The 21,826-nt window shown below is 43.9% G+C and carries 20 protein-coding genes and 1 pseudogene; 6 read left to right on the forward strand and 15 right to left on the reverse strand.

The window, feature by feature from the left end:
* Positions 1 to 165 precede the first annotated feature (165 nt).
* Entirely contained in the window at positions 166 to 1,515 is a 1,350-nt protein-coding gene (gene trkA, locus FGM00_RS02770) for a Trk system potassium transporter TrkA (RefSeq protein ID WP_138851445.1), read from the forward strand.
* Positions 1,516 to 3,006: a TrkH family potassium uptake protein gene (locus FGM00_RS02775; protein WP_138851446.1), complete on the forward strand. Its 1,491-nt coding sequence runs from the start codon at positions 1,516 to 1,518 to the stop codon at positions 3,004 to 3,006.
* Here the strand turns inward: FGM00_RS02775 and FGM00_RS02780 are convergent.
* The 9 genes from FGM00_RS02780 to FGM00_RS02820 all read right to left on the reverse strand — a co-directional run bounded on the left by FGM00_RS02780 (position 2,977) and on the right by FGM00_RS02820 (position 10,500).
* Positions 2,977 to 3,423, reverse strand: coding sequence for a DUF1801 domain-containing protein (locus FGM00_RS02780; protein ID WP_138851447.1), 447 nt, complete (start codon positions 3,421 to 3,423; stop codon positions 2,977 to 2,979). The two genes, FGM00_RS02775 and FGM00_RS02780, sit on opposite strands and share 30 nt — an antisense overlap.
* A 208-nt stretch (positions 3,424 to 3,631) precedes the next feature.
* Positions 3,632 to 4,474 carry a hypothetical protein gene (locus FGM00_RS02785; RefSeq protein WP_138851448.1) on the reverse strand — a complete coding sequence of 281 codons (843 nt, stop codon included), beginning with the start codon at positions 4,472 to 4,474 and terminating at the stop codon, positions 3,632 to 3,634.
* 635 nt (positions 4,475 to 5,109) lie between these two features.
* Positions 5,110 to 5,664: a hypothetical protein gene (locus FGM00_RS02790; RefSeq protein ID WP_236262883.1), complete on the reverse strand. Its 555-nt coding sequence runs from the start codon at positions 5,662 to 5,664 to the stop codon at positions 5,110 to 5,112.
* A gap of 100 nt (positions 5,665 to 5,764) precedes the next feature.
* Entirely contained in the window at positions 5,765 to 6,049 is a 285-nt protein-coding gene (locus FGM00_RS02795) for an addiction module antidote protein (protein WP_138851449.1), read from the reverse strand.
* A gap of 1 nt (position 6,050) precedes the next feature.
* The gene (locus FGM00_RS02800; RefSeq protein ID WP_262711086.1) at positions 6,051 to 6,305 is read right to left on the reverse strand and encodes a type II toxin-antitoxin system RelE/ParE family toxin; all 255 of its coding nucleotides are present in this window, start codon (positions 6,303 to 6,305) and stop codon (positions 6,051 to 6,053) included.
* An 867-nt stretch (positions 6,306 to 7,172) separates the two neighbouring features.
* Positions 7,173 to 8,168 carry an IS110 family RNA-guided transposase gene (locus FGM00_RS02805; protein WP_138851450.1) on the reverse strand — a complete coding sequence of 332 codons (996 nt, stop codon included), beginning with the start codon at positions 8,166 to 8,168 and terminating at the stop codon, positions 7,173 to 7,175.
* A 594-nt stretch (positions 8,169 to 8,762) separates the two neighbouring features.
* Positions 8,763 to 9,062 (reverse strand): type II toxin-antitoxin system RelE/ParE family toxin, encoded by a 300-nt coding sequence (locus FGM00_RS02810; protein WP_138851451.1) that lies wholly within the window; start codon positions 9,060 to 9,062, stop codon positions 8,763 to 8,765.
* Positions 9,055 to 9,306, reverse strand: coding sequence for a type II toxin-antitoxin system ParD family antitoxin (locus FGM00_RS02815; protein WP_138851452.1), 252 nt, complete (start codon positions 9,304 to 9,306; stop codon positions 9,055 to 9,057). Before FGM00_RS02815 ends, FGM00_RS02810 begins: the two co-directional genes overlap by 8 nt.
* 657 nt (positions 9,307 to 9,963) lie before the next feature.
* The gene (locus FGM00_RS02820) at positions 9,964 to 10,500 is read right to left on the reverse strand and encodes a DUF2199 domain-containing protein (RefSeq protein WP_138851453.1); all 537 of its coding nucleotides are present in this window, start codon (positions 10,498 to 10,500) and stop codon (positions 9,964 to 9,966) included.
* Positions 10,501 to 11,030: 530 nt separating this feature from the next.
* Here FGM00_RS02820 and FGM00_RS02825 point away from each other — a divergent pair.
* Positions 11,031 to 12,599, forward strand: a complete 1,569-nt coding sequence (locus tag FGM00_RS02825) for an IS1182 family transposase (RefSeq protein WP_236262814.1) — start codon at positions 11,031 to 11,033, stop codon at positions 12,597 to 12,599.
* 198 nt (positions 12,600 to 12,797) lie between these two features.
* On the opposite strand, the gene FGM00_RS02830 is transcribed toward FGM00_RS02825, so the two are convergent.
* The 3 genes from FGM00_RS02830 to FGM00_RS02840 form a co-directional block, all read right to left on the reverse strand.
* Positions 12,798 to 13,277: a hypothetical protein gene (locus FGM00_RS02830; protein WP_138851454.1), complete on the reverse strand. Its 480-nt coding sequence runs from the start codon at positions 13,275 to 13,277 to the stop codon at positions 12,798 to 12,800.
* A gap of 330 nt (positions 13,278 to 13,607) precedes the next feature.
* A complete protein-coding gene (locus tag FGM00_RS02835) occupies positions 13,608 to 14,384 on the reverse strand; it encodes an HK97 family phage prohead protease (RefSeq protein ID WP_138851455.1) in 777 nt (258 codons plus the stop codon).
* Positions 14,381 to 14,860: a hypothetical protein gene (locus FGM00_RS02840; protein ID WP_138851456.1), complete on the reverse strand. Its 480-nt coding sequence runs from the start codon at positions 14,858 to 14,860 to the stop codon at positions 14,381 to 14,383. The genes FGM00_RS02835 and FGM00_RS02840 overlap by 4 nt, the downstream gene beginning before the upstream one ends.
* Before the next feature lie 406 nt (positions 14,861 to 15,266).
* On the opposite strand from FGM00_RS02840, the gene FGM00_RS02845 reads away from it, so the two are divergent.
* Positions 15,267 to 16,262, forward strand: a complete 996-nt coding sequence (locus FGM00_RS02845) for an IS110 family RNA-guided transposase (protein ID WP_138851450.1) — start codon at positions 15,267 to 15,269, stop codon at positions 16,260 to 16,262.
* A gap of 462 nt (positions 16,263 to 16,724) precedes the next feature.
* Complete coding sequence (locus FGM00_RS02850) at positions 16,725 to 17,780, forward strand: IS110 family RNA-guided transposase (protein WP_138851457.1); 1,056 nt, start codon at positions 16,725 to 16,727, stop codon at positions 17,778 to 17,780.
* Positions 17,781 to 18,061: 281 nt separating this feature from the next.
* Here the strand turns inward: FGM00_RS02850 and FGM00_RS02855 are convergent, their stop codons facing one another.
* Together FGM00_RS02855 and FGM00_RS02860 are read right to left on the reverse strand one after the other, a co-directional pair.
* Positions 18,062 to 18,364: a HigA family addiction module antitoxin gene (locus FGM00_RS02855; RefSeq protein WP_138851458.1), complete on the reverse strand. Its 303-nt coding sequence runs from the start codon at positions 18,362 to 18,364 to the stop codon at positions 18,062 to 18,064.
* Positions 18,365 to 18,374: 10 nt separating this feature from the next.
* On the reverse strand, positions 18,375 to 18,656 hold the full coding sequence (locus FGM00_RS02860) for a type II toxin-antitoxin system RelE/ParE family toxin (protein WP_138851459.1): 282 nt from the start codon (positions 18,654 to 18,656) through the stop codon (positions 18,375 to 18,377).
* A gap of 573 nt (positions 18,657 to 19,229) precedes the next feature.
* Here FGM00_RS02860 and FGM00_RS20170 point away from each other — a divergent pair.
* A pseudogene (locus tag FGM00_RS20170) lies at positions 19,230 to 20,734 on the forward strand (IS1182 family transposase); the annotation flags it as partial.
* Positions 20,735 to 20,927: 193 nt separating this feature from the next.
* On the opposite strand, the gene FGM00_RS02870 reads toward FGM00_RS20170, so the two are convergent.
* The gene (locus FGM00_RS02870; protein ID WP_138851460.1) at positions 20,928 to 21,371 is read right to left on the reverse strand and encodes a hypothetical protein; all 444 of its coding nucleotides are present in this window, start codon (positions 21,369 to 21,371) and stop codon (positions 20,928 to 20,930) included.
* Positions 21,372 to 21,826: the final 455 nt, after the last annotated feature.

Below are 21,826 nucleotides of genomic sequence, written 5' to 3' on the forward strand. Positions count from 1 at the left end.
TATTGGAAATTCTTTAGATGTGCCTATTAAAATTTGTAATTTTGCAACGCATTTAAATGTAAATCCTTTCAAAACGGAAACTGCGATAAAGCCACACCGATGATGGCATTCCTTTCTTACGGGCCACTAAACTGTAGCCTTATGCATTCAATTTTAACTGAATAGATGAAGATACTAATTGCCGGGGCGGGCGAAGTAGGTTTCCATTTGGCGAAACTACTCTCTTATGAATCCCAGGATATTACATTAATAGACAATGACAAGGTGAGTTTGGCCTATGCCGACAGCCATCTAGACATTCGGGTGCTGCGCGGCGATGCCACTTCGATAGAGGTATTGCGTGATGCGCGGGTAGAATCTTCCGATTTGGTCATTGGGGTAACTTCCTCCGAAACTACCAATATAACGCTATGTTTGCTTGCCAAGCAATTGGGATGTAAACGTACCATAGCGCGAATCTCGAACACCGAGTTTATCGATAACAAAGAAATCTTGAAGTTCGACGAGCTGGGTATCGACGAACTAATTTCTCCCGAAGAGCTGGCCGCTATGGAAATACAGATGTTGTTGAACAAAAGTGCGTTCAACGATACTTATGAGTTTGAAGACGGCAAGTTGATTATGGTGGGGGTGTTACTGCCCTCCTCTGCACCTTTTGTCGGGAAAATGGTGAAAGAGGCCGCGAATATTTTTCCGGAGCTCCATTTTATGCCCATCGCTTTGCAGCGAATGGGTACACAGTTTACGGTTATTCCTCGTGGGGATACGGTCTTCAAGGAAGGCGATCAGGTGTATTTCATTACGGTAAAAGAAGGGGTTGACGAACTGTATAAGCTTACCGGAAAGAAGAAAGAAGAAATCAAGAATGTTATGATTCTCGGTGGAAGCAAAGTCGGTTTCAAGGCTGCGCGGGATTTATGTGCAAAAAAATTCAACGTCAAGCTTATCGAGAAGAATAAAGAAAAAGCTTTTGATTTGGCCGATGATCTTCCGAACGCCTTGGTCATCAATGCCGACGGTCGCAATGTTGAATTGCTGGAGGAGGAAAGCCTTGAATCTATGGATGCCTTTATTGCGGTGACCGGAAACTCGGAAACCAACATCATGTCATGCCTCGTGGCGAAGTCGAAACGCATTAAAAAGACCATTGCCTTGGTCGAGAATATGGACTATTTTCAATTGTCCCATTCCATAGGTATCGACACGCTGATCAATAAGAAATTATTGGCCGCGAACAATATTTTCAGGCACATCCGAAAGGGGGAAGTGGTGGCGTTAATGCGCATCAATAACCTCAATGCCGAAATACTTGAATTTGTAGTTAAATCCAACTCTAAGGTCACCGGTAAGGTGATCCGCGAAATGAATTTTCCCAAATCGGCTACTATCGGTGGCGTGGTGCGTAACGACGAAGGAATTATCGCCTTGGGTGGATTCCAAATTCAGGAAGGAGATAGGGTAGTGGTCTGCTGCCTCCCAGAAGTTATTCCTGTAATCGAACGATTATTCCTATAGATGCGTCTTAACTCCAGAATCATATTTCACATACTTGGGCTGCTCTTACTTTGTAATGGTGGCTTTATGTTGTTCGCCCTTTTAACGAGTGCCATTTATGGTGATGGTGCCACGCTAGGTATTGGGGTGGCCGCGCTGACCGCTATTTTTTTAGGCAGTAGTGCCATGTTTATTACCCGAAATCACAAAAAGGAGGTCAAACGGAAAGAAGGCTATATTATCGTGACTTTTGGCTGGCTTTGTCTCTCGATTTCGGGCATGCTGCCCTATGTATTTACAGATGCCATTCCAGATGTGACGAATGCCTTCTTCGAGACGATTTCCGGTTACACCACGACAGGGGCTTCGATTTTGGACGATATCGAGTCGCTGCCCGAAGGTATTCTCTTATGGCGTAGCCTCACGCATTGGATCGGAGGTATGGGTATTATCGTCCTGGCCATCGCCATATTGCCACTGCTGGGCATCGGGGGAATGCAGCTTTTCGCTGCCGAAGCTCCTGGCCCCAATGCCGATAAATTGCACCCTAGGATTACCGATACGGCCAAAAGACTTTGGTTGATTTATGTGGGTTATACGGTTGCCGAAACCGTCTTGCTGAAAGTAGCGGGGATGACATTTTTCGATGCGATCAACCATTCTTTGGCAACCTTGTCTACAGGTGGTTTTTCAACGAAGAATGCCAGTCTTGCCTACTGGAACGACCAACCACTAATTCAATATATCGTGATATTGTTCATGTTCTTAGCCGGTACCAATTTCGTGCTCAGCTATTTTGCATTCAAGGGGAAGGTGCAAAAGGTATTGATGGACGAAGAATTTAGGTTCTATGCGCTCTTTGTTGTGGCATTTAGCATAATGGTCGCTTTGGTAGTGTATTTCAAGGCGGATGTACCCGTTACGGAATATCACCCGATGCCGTATGGTGCCATGGAAAGTTCGATTCGGCACGGACTATTTCAAATCATTGCGGTGATTACCACCACTGGCTTCGTAACGGCCGATTTTACCGCGTGGACACCTTTTCTTACGATTTTCTTTTTCGGACTCATGTTCTTGGGCGGCTCGGCCGGTTCTACTTCTGGAGGCATAAAGGTTATGCGCCACCTGATTATCTTTAAGAACGCCATATTGGAATTTAAGAGAACCCTGCATACCAATGCTGTTATTCCGCTTCGATACAGCAATAAGACGGTGAAGGAAGATATCGTATATAATATCATCGGCTTTTTCGTGCTCTACATGCTGCTGTTTATAATCGGGGCTCTGGTGCTTGGAGCTTTAGGACTCGATTTTATGACCGCTGTGGGCGGTGCGGCATCGTCTTTGGGTAATGTAGGCCCAGCCTTTGGTAGCCTAAACCCGCTCAGTAACTTTAACGGACTGCCCGATTTTGGCAAATGGTGGTGTTGCTTCTTGATGCTTGCCGGGCGTTTGGAGCTGTTCACGGTACTGATTCTTTTAACGCCCTATTTTTGGAGACGAACCTAATAACGGTAAATTTTTGAGGGTGTGGTAATTTAGAGCCATTCCGATACATTCCTTTAATTCCATCTGTGGGACGTTGTCATTCAGACGAAATAGTATTGCTCGGTTCTTTTCATAAGAGAACGTATCGCCGAAGACTTCTTTAAAAGTAGACACCAACTTACTGGTACATTTGAAATACATGGCGTATTGCTCCGGGGTTTTGGTTTTCCAATCGATACGGATCGTGCTTCCCTTTTTGACCAAGCAACTGGGTTCGCCCCATTTTAGGGTTTCTTCTAGTTCGGAAATGTTTTCATCGGTTGTGGCCACTTCTACAATGAGGTTGCGCAAGGCCGTCAATTTGGTATGGATTACCGTTGGATAGGTCTCGAACTTCGATTTAACCTTAGGGTCGGTAAGTACTTTTAAATGCTTCATCGTAGTGATTTGGTGTCAAAAAGAACGGGAGTGTCCGTTCAAGCTATGCATGCAACCGGGATTTTATTCTTAATATGGGAAATATTTATTTCTCTTATTCAGAGTTGGGTTCTATTAAAAATAGCCAAAATGGCCATTTTAAAGCTAATAATCATCGTTCGCTAGGTTTGTAAAATAATGGATGGATTACATCCTTATATCCATATTTCTACCGTGCGAAAAGACTAAAAAATTCAGTGGCATCCTTGATGTCTTCCAGACCTAAAATCCAACAAACTTCGGATAAGTCGGAGAAGTCCAGCCCGCCGGCAGCGATAGCTTTGTTGTTGTAGCGTTCATCCTTACCGTTGTAGGTCTTCGATAGCGCTATCGCAAGCTCCCAAATAGCGTTCAATTGCGGATCTGTTACTGTAACGTTCCAAGGTATCGATTCCGCAGTGCGAAAACCGGGTGTGCCATTTTCGATTGCGTTTCCGTCCGATATTTTATTGTATTCGGTGTTCTCTTTTACGAATTGAAGGCTTTCTTCGGAAGTTGATTTTTCATTCCAATCGCTATGCTGCACCACGTGAATGCGTTGTGCAATGTTCAGTTCAGGTAGATCGGCTTGAATGGCTTTTATGAGTGCCGCGGTAAAATCCGATTGACCCGCCTCCGCGATCCAAATATTACCTTCTTCGGCAAGCGTTGCCTTTACCTTTGCCTTTACCTGGTTTACAGCGGCTTCTACATTTTCATGGGCATCGGTCCAATTGTCCCCGAATGCCAGTTGAAACAAATCGTTCGGGGGAACATAGAGTCCCTTCTGAACCCCATAGGTTCCGGCAACGGCATGATACTGTAGTTCCGAATACCTAGGGTCGGCAAGCAATGTAGCCAGGGCAGCGACGGTGTGAAGGTCGTCTACATCCGTTTTGCAATCAAATTGGGCTAGCAAAAGGTCTTTTTCGATATTGAATCGACCCTCGTCTAAAAACGTATGGGCTGCGTTCATTTGAAAAGAAAAGAAACTGGCAAGTGTGAAAAAAAGGAAAAAAGATTTTGGTTTCATAATGTATAGGATTGATTAGGATTGTAATGGTACCAAGGGTATATTTTTTGTGACGCTGGGCAGTATGGCTTTCATTTTAATTTATTGGTCCGACCTTTGTGAGCGCATTACTCACAAAAGCTGTTCGGATAAGTTTCGATAAGCATTTCAGTAACCAAGGTTTTAGGTCTATGAAAATATAACAATGTTCCGATTTATCGTTCGAATAGCCTTATAAATATATAACAAAACTAAATTGATTGGAATCTCATTGAAATGAATGAAAACAGCCGGGATTTTCAAGCTATGACCGGTACTTAAATACGGGAGGCGGTCAAACGGAACATCGCACGGGTCGAAGGCTCGCAGGGTAAGTACGCGAAGGGCATGCGCCCGCTATTTTTCATTTACATACTTCATGAGATAGTGCTATTAAAAGGGTTCATTTTCGGTCTTATACCTTATTTAAGGGCCGAAAGGGCCTTTCTAAATGAAGGATATCCGCCTCCGATATACTAATATCCCACTTGGAAATCGATGTGCAGAAGGGCTATTTTGGGATTGGGATATCAATTTTTAGGTCTGGTGTAACGGTTACCGATGTTGGCAACAGTTTTTTTCCGTTCTGCTACCTTTCTACTGTAAAATATTTATTTTTATAATTTTTCAATACTGTTTATCGTAACTCCAATAAAGCAATCATCCGCACAACCGTTTTCCACATAACCACAAGTCGAAATCATTCCATTGTTTTTCGTTTCGAAGTATATTTTAGCATTCTCCCTCTTCTTTAACCATTCTCTTTGGGCTTTATCATATATTTCGTCTAATGTCAGAGCATCAGCACCCACAAATTCGTGAGTTCCTATTTCCGCTTCATTTTCAGTCCATTCCAATTCTTCTTCCGTAACGTTTTCGGCTAAACCTTCGGTAACGGTATACTTGAAATGTCTACCAATCAGTTTTCCATTCGATACGGTTAAAGTCGTTTCCCACGAAAAGCCAACCCAAGACCCTCCGACAACTATATATTTGTAGGAATTATTGGTCGATTCTTTAAAATCCAACCAAGCTTTACGACTATCCTCGAAGTCGTTTTGATATTCTGAATCATCTTTTTCACAAGATGATGATAAGCCTGCAATTAGCAATAAAGCTATAAAATAGAATTTGCCTTTCATTTTCTTATGTATATCAGTTAATTGTATCATAGATGGATTTTTTCTATTTGGTTGCGTCCAAATTGTTGCCAACGCCGCGCTATCCTCCAAAGGCGGACTACACATAGCGCTGCGTTGTGGTGCGTTTTTTTTATACCGATAACGGTTTTACGCTGATCTGTCCTCCCACTGCTTTCAGCACTTTCATTATTGTCCCGAACTGTGGTTTGGCACCGTCCGACAATGCCTTGTAAAGGCTCGGTCGGCTCATTCCGGTCTCCTCGGCTATTTTGGTCATTCCGATCGCCTTAGCGATATGGCCGATGGCGACCACAAGGTCCGAGCTGTCGCCTTCTTCAAGTGTCGTGTTCAGGTATTCCGCTATCATTTCATTGCTGTCCAAATAGTCCGCTATGTCGAATTTTGTCGTTGTCATATCATTCGTCTTTGATTCCGTTCCAGATTTTCTTCGCTTTTTTGATGTCCTCTTTTTGGGTCGATTTGGTTCCTCCGATCAGAAGTATCACGATTTGGCTTTCCGTCTCCTTGAAATAGACCCTGTAGCCTTTCGCATAATTGATCCGCATTTCGTGGATTCCGTTACCGACAGATTTACAGTCGCCAAGGTGTCCGCTGTCCTCGAGTTTCTGTAATCGGAAAAGTATCTTGGCCTTCGCCCTTAGGTCCCTGATTTTTTAGAACCATCTGTCGAATTCGGTGGTCTTTTTTATAATGGCCATCTAAAGTGTATCCGTTCAGATACAAATTTAATTGATTTCAAGGAATTCCAAAAGAAAAGTTTCAATTAATCTGGTGGTCGATTTAAATGCACCACAACGCAGCGCTATCCTCCAAAGGCATACAAGTTGTGTAGCCTGTCTGCCGGCAGACAGGCCTGTCTGCCAGCAGGTATACCTACCAAACGGTAGGCAGGTCCGCGCAATATTATGGAAATATAGTGAAATCTTTTTTTGGATTTCGACGCCTGCCCGCCTCTGGAGGGGTATTGGGAATAAGATTGTGTGGTCCTTCCGAGCGCAGCGAACACATGAATACCTCATTGAAAATAAACAGGGCATGAACTAAATTACATACCCGCCTGCCAGCAATGTAGCCTTCCCTAAAAAGAAGAAGGCTACATTAAATATTGAGTAAATGACAAATTAAGATAAACAGACTTACTGCTAAAAATAAAATATTTAGAGTGATATTTTTTTTATCAGACTTCTTAATCATATTGCTGATTATTAGAATTATAAAGAAAAGCGAATATGCAAAAGAAATTTTTGGTGAGTATTTATAATAAAAATTATAACAATCATTGGTAAATAAACAAATTAACATTGCTACTATATAGATAGCGAAAGATATTTTTATGATGACTATTGTTTTTTTCATAAACCATAAATTAAAACTGTAATTTGAGTAAACTGGTTGGACTTTTCTGTCTGGTTTTTTTAAATGTGTGGCACCGCAGCGCTATCCTCCAAAGGCGGACAAGTTGTGTAGCCTGCCTGTATCCTATGGTTAAAACAAATATTCTTCATAAATTTTTTCTATCATGAGATGAATTTCATGGTATCGACATACGGTGTGCCGCGCCTTACCACTGCGAACGCCCTGGCCAGTACCTTGTTCCTTATGATGTTCATTGTGGACATTTTGTCCTTTCCCTCACCGATCCTTTTTTCATAGTATCTTTTCATTTCGTGGCTGTACTGTACGGCGGTACATGCGCACATGTTCAACAGCACCTTTCCTTCCTTGTTGGCCATCCTGTTGACCTTCGTCCTTCCCTTGAGACTGGTCCCGGAGGTATTGGGGAAGGGTGCGATCCCGACGTAGGAGGCGAACTTCCTCCAGCTTGCGAACCACTTGAACCCATTGGTGTACACGATAAGGAACCTTGCCGTGACCTTTCCGATGCCCTTGACGGTGAGCAATAGGGTGAACATCCCATTGAGCTTCGGGTCCCGTGCGATAAGCCCGTCGATATCGCTCTCCAACGCCGCAATCTCTTTGTCCAGGCAGTCGATGATGGCCTTTTGACAGCTGTACAGGCGTTGGTGCGGGTCTCCGCCCAATACCCTTCGCTGCTCACCCAGGTTCGCGATATGGCCCGCCCGTTGGGCGACCAGTTTCCTGCGCAGGGACATGAGCCTTTTCATGTCCGCCAGTTTCGCATCCGGTCTTTGGCGCGGTACGAATTCCTCCCTAGTGCGCCATCCGTAAAGGGCTATCCGCTTTGCGTCCGCCCTGTCGTCCTTTCCCCTGGCAATGCCAAGGGAGCGTTTGATCTCCAGGCCGGGAACGATACGGTAGGGCAGCCTCGCCGTATCGAGGAACTCTTCGAGCGTGTCGCTATAGAGCCCCGTGTGCTCGAATACGAAAAGAAGGCCGTCCATGGCCGGGCCAAGGTTCTCATTTGCCCATACGCACATTTCCTTGATGCCATCCACGGTATTGGTGAACCTTTCCGCAACGCCTTTTAAGTGGATGTGGGCGTCCAATGTTAATTTACTCACGTCGATACCGATAATTTCCTTGATTTCCATAATTTTACCATGTTTGAAAATGGTCGCTTAAACTAAGACCTTTAAAAGTCGAGGCTGAAATCCTATATGGTTCTGGGCGACCGGTTAGAAGAACGGGGACTGATACAGGCAATAGGTCGTCAACCTTGGCCGACAGAAAGTTCACCCCGTTCTTTTTTTATGTTTCAATAAAGTTATGAACATTTATAGGAGTTATGAGTCTCCCCCGGACCCCCTCTTTTCAACACGATCATCATAATAGATTTTATCTATAAGGCAAATCTAAAGGCCGGTAGGCAGGCCTGTCTGCCAGCAGGTATACCTACCAAACGGTAGGCAGGTCCGCGCAATATTATGGAAATATAGTGAAATCCTTTTCGGATTTCGACGCGTGACCGTCTCAGGACAGGATCACATTTTATAGCAAGTGACCGGGTCTATTATAGCTTATGATCATACAGATGCTGGTGAACCCGATAACGGAGTATCACATATAGGAGTGGGGGCAAGTTATATGAAAAGAAAAAAAGGTGGTTTAAGGCAAAAAGAAAATATTGACTAACTTTAAAGAACTGGACTAAGGCCTTTCATAGGAGGTTGTGTTGGGTGTAGTTTTTATTCCAGGATTTTATTTTCCAAGTCCATCCGTTCGTGCAATATTCTGGTTACTTCAATCTCATTTTTAGCGGTTTGCCTATAAAATATGATATGTCTGTTAGTTCTTAATCCGAACAAATTTTCCGTAATCCCGTTATAGTTTTTGCCCAAATTCGGATTTTTTGCGATTCTTTTACAATTCGCTAATAACATATCATAATAAGTGTCCGCTTGTTTTTCCGACCACTCTTCAAAAGTATAATTCCATATATGAGCTAAATCTTCAACTGCCTTTTTAGTCAAATTGTATTTAGCCATTCGAACGCTTATTAGCTTTTAGAGATTCCAAATGCTTTTTTGGGTCGAAATCATGGGCAATTCCGCTTTCTATTCCTTCTTGAATAGCGCTGCGTAGTGCTCTGACCTTGTTTTCCTCTTCCTCTAAAAGCCTTAGTCCAGCACGAACTACTTCGCTGACGTTCTTAAACCTTCCTTCCGAAATTCGATTATGGATAAATTGGTCGAAATAATTCCCGAGTGATATTGAAGTGTTTTTACTCATTTTAGTATGATTTTACTCAAATATACCAAAAATTGGTAAAAATGGCAAATTTTGCAAATTACACCGAAGGCAGCGCTATCCTCCAAAGGCGAACAAGTTGTGTAGCCTGTCTGCCGGCAGGCAGTTAGAGTTTGATATGTCTTGCCTCCGATGAGCACAGCGAGAGGAAGGCACACGGTCCGTCGTGGCGTTGTGGGCAGGAATACCTAACGCCTACGCCCTTATGTGATCTGTCCCCGACCCTTCGGGGCTGCGATGATGTAGCATTTCCCTCTTGCATCCGACGAACCTTTTTTGGTGAGAGGAATGCACTCGGGAATCGAGGTACGAGATGTAGCCTATAGGGTCGCCACAGGCGAATGCTACATCATCGGATCGGCTAAGCGTAGTGCGGGGGCAAGGAAACTTTTCGTTTCCGTCTGCGCACGAAGCTAAAGCTTTTGGTTTAGTTTTATTTTTTCTTGTCCAAAGCTAAATCGATAAGATTTAGCGACATTATAAATATACACAGACCTTTCGATTTTGCCCTAAAGTCCGCATTACGTTTAGGCATTATTACCCAACGTTTTTTTTCGTCCGAGTTAGCTTTTTCGTACGATTTATAAGTCCATCAGCATAACAGTTGCGTTTGAGTAAGTAGTCCATTCGTATGATGTTTTACTCAATGTTTTTTAGCATTTCATCTATTCGATTTTCAGCTTCTTTTTTTGATATTCCAGCATAGTAATCCTTTACAAAAGGATGGTCGAAATCTTGATGAGGAAAGATTTCAGGTCTATCATTTCCAGTTTTAGTCATAACATCACATGGAATTGAAGAAGTGTCTCCATATTGGGCGATATTGCTACATAACCAACCAAAATAACCAGTTTCGTGATTCGAATTATCATAGTTTTCTTGATAATCTAGATAGCTTTTTTCACTTAAAGAAACCCAAAGTCCATATTCTAGAGTTTCGCAAGCATCATATAGTTTTTGAGTAAGCGTTACTCTTATAAAGCGGTCAATTTGGTCTTCGTGATGAATTTCGCAAAAGTCCGTATCTAATTTTCCGATTTCCGATTTTTGTTTCTCTGAAAGGTAATGATAATTGGACGGTGCTTTAAAAGCTAATGCTGGCCATTCCGAATGTGCCTGACCACATTGAGAGCATTTAAATTCGGTTGTTTTATTTTTTTTCTTTCTCCAGAACATTTATTCACTTGGTATTGTTACAAAACCTGTCCAAATCATAAGTATATAAATTAAACACATTATTGATGCTCCTTTAAAAAATAGAGTGAAAACTTTAAAATTGATTGGTGCTTTTTCGACTAAACCTGTTTTATTTCTGGTATGGAAATCTTTTAGTTTTCCAGTAATTATTGGACCAGTTATCCTAAAAAAGAAGAACCCGAAAAGGAAAAATATTGAAAGTCCAATTTTAAATTTCAAATTCTATGTTTTTTTGTTCTAAATGTTGGGTAACGGCTGAGCTAAGCGTAGTGCGGTAGTAAGGAAATTTTTCGTTTCCGACTGCGCACGAAGCTAAAGCTTTTGGTTTTGCTTTTTCTTTTTTTGTCCAAAGCTAAATCCATAAGATTTAGCGACTTCATAAATATACACAGACCATTCGGTTTTGCCCTAAACTCCGCATTACGTTTAGGCATTGTGCCTGTTGCACAAGTTAGCGAAAAAGTCCGTTTTGATCATTGCCGATCCGATGATCGATCGTAACTTTATGTATGCAGGGAAAAAAGGATTACCAAGAAAAGCTGTTCGCCCATTTCCAGTTGAGCGAACGGATTCCGAAGGACAATTTCTACAGGCGTTTGAAAAGCGCCATCGATTTGGATTTCCTCTACAAACTGACCAAGGGATATTATGGCGATAGCGGCCAGAAGAGCATCGACCCGGTCGTGTTCTTCAAACTATGTCTGGTGTGCTATCTGGAGAACATCATCAGCGACCGCAAGCTTATCGACCATTGTTCGATGCGCTTGGACATCCTCTATTTTATCGGTTACGGTATCGACGAGGAACTTCCCTGGCACAGTACGATAAGCAGGACGCGGCAGCTGTTCCCGGAGTGCGTTTTCGAGGAGGTCTTCACAAGGGTATTGGCCCTGTGCGTTGAAAAAGGAATGGTCGGCGGCCACACCCAGGCCATCGACTCGGCACCGGTGAAGGCCAATGCGAGCATGGATACCCTGGAGCTGAAGGTGCCCGAAGAGGAACTGGACGAACACCTAAGAAAGGTACGTGCTCTCAGTTCGATGGACAGGGAGGAGCCGCACAGAAAGTCCAAGAACGACAGGTCCGACAAGGGACAGCGCAGCGTGACCGCCAACAAGAAGGAACTCGATGCGGTAAAGGGTCGCACCAAGAAGTGGGCCAAGGACCAGGACCAACGTCCCGGTGCGGGAAACAAAGGTTCGAAATACACAAGTAACAAAACGCATTACAGTCCCACGGACCCCGATGCCAGGATAAGCGTCAAGCCGGGCAAGGCGCGCAAGCTGAACTACCTCTCACAACTGAGCGTGGATACGGCACACCATGTCATAACGGATATCAGGGCCTACCATGCCGATGGGAAGGACAACCAACAGCTTCCCGATATCGTCAAGAGACTTAAGAAACGGTTGTGGGAGCAAGGACTTGTATGGGAGAACTGCGTGGCGGACACCGGCTACAGTAGCGGGGAGAACTACCGTTTTCTAGAAGAAAGGAACCTTAAAAGTTTCATTCCACCGCACGGTACGTATAAGGGCGGCCCCGATGGTTTTGTGTACGTTGAAGAACATGACCATTATATATGCCCCCGGGGCAAGGTGATCCCTTTTACCAAAGTTTTCCTTGACAGTCGCACCAGGACAAAGAAGAAGGAGTACCGTGCGCGGAAACATGTCTGCCTGGGCTGCCCCATACGGGAACGGTGCCTGGGCAAGTCGGCACAGGAGAAGAAGTTCAGCGTTACCTATTACCGTGATGAGTATGAAAGGAACATAGCAAGGGTCGAAAGCCCGCAGGGCAGGCACATGAAGGGCAAGCGGCAAAGTACGGTCGAGCCCGTGTTCGGCACGCTCACACAGTTCATGGGGCTACGAAAGATAAATACCATCGGCCTCGCACAGGCGAACAAAGGCATGCATCTGTCCGCTATGGCCTACAACTTGAAAAAGTACCTTAAGTTCGAACAAAAACGCTCGAAAAGCGGGGCGGGCCAACTCACTTTGGCCACTTTGTCGAAAAGCACCCTTGGGTTCCTCTTCGGGGCTCCGGGCGAGCATCCGAAATTTAACCTTCACTAATGATGGGACAATAAAAAAGCCCCGAAAAGGGGCTTATAATAATCCGTTTTCTTGCTGATCAAGGGCTTGTGCAACGGTTACCATTGTTACCCAACGTTTTTTCCGTCCAAGTTGGCTTTTCGGCATTTTTGGTAAGTCCATCAACACAACAGTTGCGTTTGAGTGAACTCCATCTGCGCAATTTTATATAAAAGTTGGTTAATCTCTCTTTTCCATTTTGATTATTATTCCCTCAGTTTCTATTCGCACAGCTATAGAATCTTTTTCAAAACCTTCAGAGTATTTTTTTCGTTTTTGCGGAAAGAATGTTGGTATTCTTGTGGTACGGAGTGTGAGGTTTTCTTCATTTAGATTTTCAATTGTGTACATTATTCCATAATCATCGAGCATCACACCTAGCTCTTTATTATTAGTTACTGAAAACGACTGTGGATGATTGCATAATTGATTCATTTCAGCATCGAATACCTTAAATTGTTTATTTTCAGAAAATTGAAAAACAGTCCCTAAATTTAGTTTTCCGCAATGCTTGAAATGTTCAAAAGGAAATATATTAAGCTCTTTAACTTTCCATTCGCCATAAATCTCAGTAGGGATTACATAATTCTGTGCTACAGCATTTTTTTTAGAACCGCAACTTGTGATAAAAACAATAATAATTGATAATGTTAATCGCATCTGAAAATGTTGGGTAACGCAGCGCTATGTGTAGTCCGCGCAATTCCATGGAAATATAGTGAAATCCTTTTGGGATTTCGACGGTATTGGGAATGGAATTGCGCGGTCCAGATTACATATAGTGCATGATATGTGGCGTTCATGGGCCGTCGTGGCGTTGTCGGCGGGAATACCTAGGGCCTACGCCCTTATGTGATCTGTCATAGCGCTGCGATGATGTAGCATTTCCCTATGGGCGGGAATCGAGGTACGAGATGTAGCCTATAGGGTCGCCACAGGCGAATGCTACATCATCGGTCTCGTATAACCGCAGTAGCTGTTTTTTAAAGATTAATTTTCAGCTTTAGATTGATTATTGTTTTCTGCTTTAACTTCAAGTTTAGAACTAATTCCAGCTATTGCGGTTATACATTGTTGGGCGTTAGTGCTTTCTTTGTCATTTTCAGATTCTACTTCTCTTAAAGTCATTATGTCAATTTTCTTGCCGTCAGTTTCAATTGTCAGTACTCGACAGTGTTTATTAGCAGGATTGTCAACTAACGAAACTTCTTCTAATTCCATTTCAGTTATTACTCGGCAACATATCTCTCCATTATACAACTTGCCTTTTAAATGACTACACTTTCCATATTTTTCATTGCAAATTGAACAATGACTTTTTTTAATTATTCCTCCCGCACTTTGAAAAAAGAGATTTGGAAACAAAAGCTTTTCATAATTTGCTAATCTTTCTAAATAGCCTATTTCAGATTCAAGTTCAAAAGGATAATTTCTTACTACAGTTCCGTAAGTAACTTGGGCATTAACAAGATTTCCCCAAGCTTCACTCATTTTATCTTGTTTAATGTTTACCAACATCTGTAGCTCGTATTGCAAGGCTAAAAGAGAATTATCTATACAGTATACTAAATTAGCTTCGTTTTCTAATTTTCGTTTTTTAAAGTCTTCTTTAAGTTGTGATAGTTCTTGTCTGTAACTTATCAAATTGTCTATTTCATCCTTTTGGATTTCAATTCCGATTGTGATAAATGCTTTTTTTTGAACCCTTGAAGCAACTTCATTAAATTCTTTAATTAATAAGTTTGGATTTTCTATAAAGACCATCATTTCATTGCCTTAATAACCTTTTCTAAACCTTTCAAACCCTCAACATCTCCTTTGTAATTAATCTTTTTTAATTTACCTTTTGCTTTCGTTTCGATATGAAATTCCACGTGTGCTTTCTTTTTTCCAACGGTTCCTTTTAGAGCATCGTAAACGTAATTTGATAACACATTCAACGCAACTGGCACAACAGCAGAATTTTCTGTGATAGTAGATAAACTAAAGAATATTGCAGGCAAATAAATATCTGCGTTTTTTCTACTTCTGTATAGTTCAGTGTCACCTCCAAGAACGGATAATTCCAATTCATTTAATTTAAAATGCTTATTCAATTCTATCATATTATCCGTAAAAATGAATTCAGCTTTCTTTTCGGCAGTTGACAAATTCTCTGGAAAAAAAGAAATCTTATCAGGTAATGATAAATTCAATTTTTCAAGTTTGTCCTCAACTTTATATTCCTCTATTGTGTAGCTCATTTGGTTTTTCTTGCATTACGCCCAACGCAGCGCTATGTGTAGTCCTGCGCATTTTGTGGAAATATAGGGAAAACTTTTTCTGTTTTTCCGGTATTGGGAACGAAATGGGCAGGTCCAGATTACATACCTGCCTGCCGGCCTTTAGATTTGCCTTATAGATAAAATCTATTATGATGATCGTGTTGAAAAGAGGGGGTCCGGGGGAGACTCATAACTCCTATAAATGTTCATAACTTTATTGAAACATAAAAAAAGAACGGGGTGAACTTTCTGTCGGCCAAGGTTGACGACCTATTGCCTGTATCAGTCCCCGTTCTTCTAACCGGTCGCCCAGAACCATATAGGATTTCAGCCTCGACTTTTAAAGGTCTTAGTTTAAGCGACCATTTTCAAACATGGTAAAATTATGGAAATCAAGGAAATTATCGGTATCGACGTGAGTAAATTAACATTGGACGCCCACATCCACTTAAAAGGCGTTGCGGAAAGGTTCACCAATACCGTGGATGGCATCAAGGAAATGTGCGTATGGGCAAATGAGAACCTTGGCCCGGCCATGGACGGCCTTCTTTTCGTATTCGAGCACACGGGGCTCTATAGCGACACGCTCGAAGAGTTCCTCGATACGGCGAGGCTGCCCTACCGTATCGTTCCCGGCCTGGAGATCAAACGCTCCCTTGGCATTGCCAGGGGAAAGGACGACAGGGCGGACGCAAAGCGGATAGCCCTTTACGGATGGCGCACTAGGGAGGAATTCGTACCGCGCCAAAGACCGGATGCGAAACTGGCGGACATGAAAAGGCTCATGTCCCTGCGCAGGAAACTGGTCGCCCAACGGGCGGGCCATATCGCGAACCTGGGTGAGCAGCGAAGGGTATTGGGCGGAGACCCGCACCAACGCCTGTACAGCTGTCAAAAGGCCATCATCGACTGCCTGGACAAAGAGATTGCGGCGTTGGAGAGCGATATCGACGGGCTTATCGCACGGGACCCGAAGCTCAATGGGATGTTCACCCTATTGCTCACCGTCAAGGGCATCGGAAAGGTCACGGCAAGGTTCCTTATCGTGTACACCAATGGGTTCAAGTGGTTCGCAAGCTGGAGGAAGTTCGCCTCCTACGTCGGGATCGCACCCTTCCCCAATACCTCCGGGACCAGTCTCAAGGGAAGGACGAAGGTCAACAGGATGGCCAACAAGGAAGGAAAGGTGCTGTTGAACATGTGCGCATGTACCGCCGTACAGTACAGCCACGAAATGAAAAGATACTATGAAAAAAGGATCGGTGAGGGAAAGGACAAAATGTCCACAATGAACATCATAAGGAACAAGGTACTGGCCAGGGCGTTCGCAGTGGTAAGGCGCGGCACACCGTATGTCGATACCATGAAATTCATCTCATGATAGAAAAAATTTATGAAGAATATTTGTTTTAACCATAGGATACAGGCAGGTAGTGTTTGATATGTGGCGTTCATGGGCCGTCGTGGCGTTGTCGGCGGGAATACCTAACGCCTACGCCCATATGTGATCTGTCATAGCTCGACCGATGATGTAGCATTTCCCTATGGGCGGGAATCGAGGTACGAGATGTAGCCTATAGGGTCGCCACAGGCGAATGCTACATCATCGGTCGAGCTATGAACAGTACGGGAGCAAACCAGCGTTTGCTTTCCGCCACGCACATAGCGAAATCTTTTGGTTTTGTTTTTTCTTTTTTCCTGTCCAAAGCAAAATCCAAAAGATTTTGCGGACTTCATAAAAATACACAAACCTTTCGTCTAAGCCCTAAGCCCGTATTGTTTATAGCATCTATGTAAAAGCAGCGTGTCCTTTATCTTTAAAGTTCTTTAAAACAATTAAGATATGAAACAGGAACACACTGCAGTACCTAAGTTATTCATTGGTATCGATATTCACAAGCGAAGTTGGAAGATACATTGCTCGACCGATATTTCCGGGGGCAAGACTTTTTCGATGCCACCCGAGCCTGAAATACTTCTAAACCATGTTGAGAAGTATTACCCTGATTTCGATGTTTCGACAGCCTATGAAGCGGGTTGCTGCGGATATTCCGCGCACCGATGTTTCGAGAGCTATGGATGGCGTTCCTTGGTAGTGAATCCTGCCGATGTGCATAGAAAGGGCAAGGAGAAGCATACCAAGACGGATAGGATAGATGCGCAGCTCATAGCAAGGGAGCTCAAGGATGGTCGTTTGGATGGCATCCATGTCCCGGATATGGAGCGGGAACAGTTGCGCAGCCTTTTCCGCAGAAGGAACGATCTGGTCAAGGATTACCGTCGCATAAAGAGCTTGATAAAATCCCAGCTGCTTTATTTTGGTATTGCCGTCCCTGCAGAGTTCGACAATAGCCACTGGAGTCATAATTTTCGCAACTGGCTTGATGCTTTGGCGTTCGAGTATTCGCCCGCGCGGGCGACCCTTGACAGTCGCATGCGCCAATTCCGTTTCGTGGATCAAGATCTACGTGACGTATCAACACAACTACGCAGGTTTTGTAAGACCTATTACAGGAAGGATTATAAGTTGCTCAGGAGTATTCCGGGCATTGGCGGCATCGTTGCCTGTGGTATTCTTTGTGAATTGGGTGACTTGAGAAGATTTAGAAGTCTGAAACACTTGTCGGGCTATGTAGGTTTGGCACCTGGCATTCATCAAAGTGGCGATAATCTGCGCACGACCGGTATCACTAGAAGGGCACACCGTCTCATACGCAGCTATTTCATAGAGGCCTCATGGCAGGCGGTACGGACCGACCCTGTGATGCAGGCGTATTATAGAAAGCATTCAGGAAGAAACGTGAAGAGCATCATCGTAAAAGTAGCGAGAAAGCTGCTTAGTAGAACATTAGCGGTTATCAAGACCGAAGTGCCTTATACGATAGGAGTCATTGAATAAAAAAATGAATATATAATCATAACAAAGCTCACAAAGAAGTATCAAAGACCTGTACCACAAAACATAACCCGTGACCGTCTCGGGACAGGATCACATTTTATAGCAAGTGACCGGGTCTATTATAGCTTATGATCATACAGATGCTGGTGAACCCGATAACGGAGTATCACATATAGGAGTGGGGGCAAGTTATATGAAAAGAAAAAAAGGTGGTTTAAGGCAAAAAGAAAATATTGACTAACTTTAAAGAACTGGACTATGGCTTTTCATAGGAGGTTTTGTTAGGCAACGTTTTTCCTTGCGTACTGTTTGATTTGATCGAGTTCCTTCTCTTTATTTTCCTTTTCTTCCTCGATGTCATAATCATTTTGGATTCCGAGCCAGAATTTTGCGGAATTACCAAAATATTTGCTCAATCGTAAAGCGGTGTCGGCCGTAATCCGGCGATTACCCTTTATGATTTCCGAAATCCTTGTTTGCGGGATCTTTAAGTCTTTTGAAAGCCTGTAAGCGGTAATTTCAAGAGGCTCCAAAAATTCGAGGTTCAAGATCTCTCCGGGATGGATGTTCGATAACTTCTCCATAATTTTTTTATTAATGATAATCGATTATTTCCACTTCGCTTGCGTTTCCGTTGTTCCAGATGAACATAATCCTCCACTGCCTATTGATTCGGATGCTATGGTATTCCTTCAATTTTCCGGTAAGCTTTTCAAGACGGTTCGATGGAGGGATGCGTAAGTCGGCAATGTCCTGTGAGTTGTTCAACATTCTCAATTTCCGACGTCCGATACTTTGGATTTCGAGCGGCATTTTTTTAACCCTGATACCTTTCCAAATCCGTTCGGTGTCTTTCGCTCCAAAGGAGATAATCATATTACCGTTTTACGTTACTAACGTCAAAGATAAGTAATTTTTTTTATTTGGTAGAAGGTTTCTTAAAATGTTGCCTAACGCAGCGCTATGTGTAGTCCGCGCAATATTATGGAAATATAGTGAAATCCATTTTCGGATTTCGACGGTATTGGGAATAATATTGCGCGGTCCAGATTACATACCTGCCTGCCGGCAGGCAGGTAGTGTTTGATATGTGGCGTTCACGGGCCGTCGTGGCGTTGTCGGCGGGAATACCTAGCGCCTACGCCCTTATGTGATCTGTCATAGCGCTGCGATGATGTAGCATTTCCCTATGGGCGGGAATCGAGGTACGAGATGTAGCCTATAGGGTCGCCACAGGCGAATGCTACATCATCAGTTTTGGCTATGGTTTCGTTACGGAATGGTACGCGAGTATCATTCCGCCGTAACCATAAATTTAGCAAAAAGGCTCGAAATTCCGATTAGGAATTTCAGCCGTAATGAACTATAGCCGTTGTGCCTGTTGCACAAGTTAGCGAAAAAAGTCGGTGGTGATCATTGCCGAACCGAAGATCGATCGTAACTTTAGGTATGCAGGGCAAGAAAGAGTATCAAGAAAAACTGTTCGCACGATTCCAGTTGAGCGAACGAATCCCGAAGAACAATTTCTACAGGCGCTTGAAAGGAGCTATCGACCTGTATTTTCTCTATCGGCTTACCAAGGGGTATTACGGCGATAGCGGCCAGAAGAGCATCGACCCCTTGGTGTTCTTCAAAATGTGTTTGGTAGGATACCTTGAAAATATCATCAGTGACCGTAAACTGATAGCGCATTGTTCGCTGCGCTTGGACATCCTCTACTTCATAGGTTACGACATCGATGAAGAGTTGCCATGGCACAGTACGATAAGCCGTACACGGCAACTGTTCCCCGAGGTAGTATTCGAAGAGGTATTCACCGAGGTATTGGGCATGTGCATTGAAAAGGGAATGGTCAGCGGCCATACCCAGGCAATCGATTCGGCCCCGGTAAAAGCCAACGCAAGTATGGACACGTTGGAGCTGAAGGTGCCCGAGGACGAACTGGACGAACATCTGCGCAAGGTGCGTGCGATGAGTACGATGGACAAGGAAGAACCGCACCGCAAGTCGAAGAACGACAGGTCGGACAAGGGCCAGCGCAGTGTTACGGCGAACAAAAAAGAACTGGCCGCGATAAAGGGCCGTAATAGGAAGTGGGCCAAGGACCAGGACCAAAGGCCCGGGGCCGGCAACAAGGGTTCGAAATATACCAGTAACAAAACACACTATAGCCCTACGGACCCGGACCTGCCTGCCGGCAGGCAGGTGCGCGTATCAGTGTAAAACCGGGCAAGGCGAGGAAACTGAACTACCTCTCCCAACTCAGTGTCGATACCGCGCACCATGTAATCACCGATATCAGGGCGTACCATGCCGATGGGAAGGATAACCAACAGTTGCCCGATATCGCAAGGAGGCTACAAGGGCGTCTATGGAAACAAGGCCTGGTCTGGGAGAACTGCGTGGCGGACACGGGCTACAGTAGCGGGGAGAACTATGCCTTTTTGGAAGAACGGGGCCTAAAGAGTTTCATCCCGCCCCATGGCACCTACAAGGGCGGCCCCGATGGGTTCTCGTATATCGAGGAACAGGACCATTACCGATGCCCGCGGGGCAAGGTGATACCCTTTACCAAAGTATTCGACGATTATCGCACGGGTACCAAAAAGAAAGAGTACCGCGCAAGGAAGCATGTGTGTGCCGGTTGCCCGATACGGAGTGATTGCCTGGGCAAGAGTGCGCAGGAAAAGAAGTTCAGCGTTACCTACTACAGGGAAGAATACGAACGTAACATCTCCCGTGTCAATAGCCCGCAGGGGCGTTACATGAAGGGCAAGCGCCAGAGTACGGTCGAACCCGTGTTCGGGACCCTCACGCAGTTCATGGGCCTTCGGAAGATAAATACCATCGGAATCGAACAGGCCAACAAGGTGATGCACCTCTCGGCGATCGCATACAATCTGAAGAAATACCTGAAATTCAAGCAACGGAAGGTGAAAAGCGCCGCCGGTGCATTGAAAGCCACCATTTTGGGCCTTATATCCTGTTTAAGGACCGATAGGGCCTTTTTAAATGAAGGATATCCGCCTCGGATATACTAATATCCCATTTGGAAATCGATGTGCAGAGGAGCTATTTCGAGATCGGGGTATTTGTTTTAAGGTCTTGTGCAACGGTTACTATTGTTGGCATTAGTTATTCTGCGTACTACTTGTCCGTTTCCTTTATTTTTCGTCCATTAACATATTTGAAAACCAATTCATTTCCGTCATCGTCATAGCAGATTTCTTGTCCGTGCTTTTTTCTGCCATTGTATTCGCAGCTATAAATCAATTTGTTGTTTTCAAATTCTCGGACTAATAATTTCTTGCCGTTTTCATCATATGTTTTAATGTGTAAAGTGTCCTGTGACAGCCTAAACCTTATTCTCTCTTTATCTTCCCATAACTTGTATTTATGGTAAACAATCTTGTCAGAGACTAGCTTTTCCTTGGTGTTGAAATATAATTTTGTCCACTGTACGATTCCGTCTTCGTATTTATCTTCATTTATTAAATGTCCATTTTTACGTTTTTCTTGAGCGATTCCCGTAAATCTCTCGTTGTCCGAAATTTTATAGACTAACAAATTGTCCATATAGACATCTTTCATGTCAAGTGTGTCTTGGGCAATTAATTCAAAATTGCATAAAACCAAACCTAATATGAGTAGATATTTAAATTGTTTCATAATTAATGCCAACGCAGCGCTATGTGTAGTCCTGCGCATTTTGTGGAAATATAGGGAAAACTTTTTCTTTTTTTCCGGTATTGGGAACGAAATGGGCAGGTCCAGATTACATACCTGCCTGCCGGCAGGCAGGTAGTGTTTGATATGTGGCGTTCATGGGCCGTCGTGGCGTTGTCGGCGGGAATACCTAACGCCTACGCCCATATGTGATCTGTCATAGCGCTGCGATGATGTAGCATTTCCCTATGGGCGGGAATCGAGGTACGAGATGTAGCCTATAGGGTCGCCACAGGCGAATGCTACATCATCGGTCTGGGCTATGGCAAGTAGGGCGGTTGGTAAGCACGGGCCATTCCGCCAAGCCCTAGCCAAATCTT

The organism is Aggregatimonas sangjinii, from assembly GCF_005943945.1.
Classification (GTDB): Bacteria; Bacteroidota; Bacteroidia; order Flavobacteriales; family Flavobacteriaceae; genus Pelagihabitans; species Pelagihabitans sangjinii.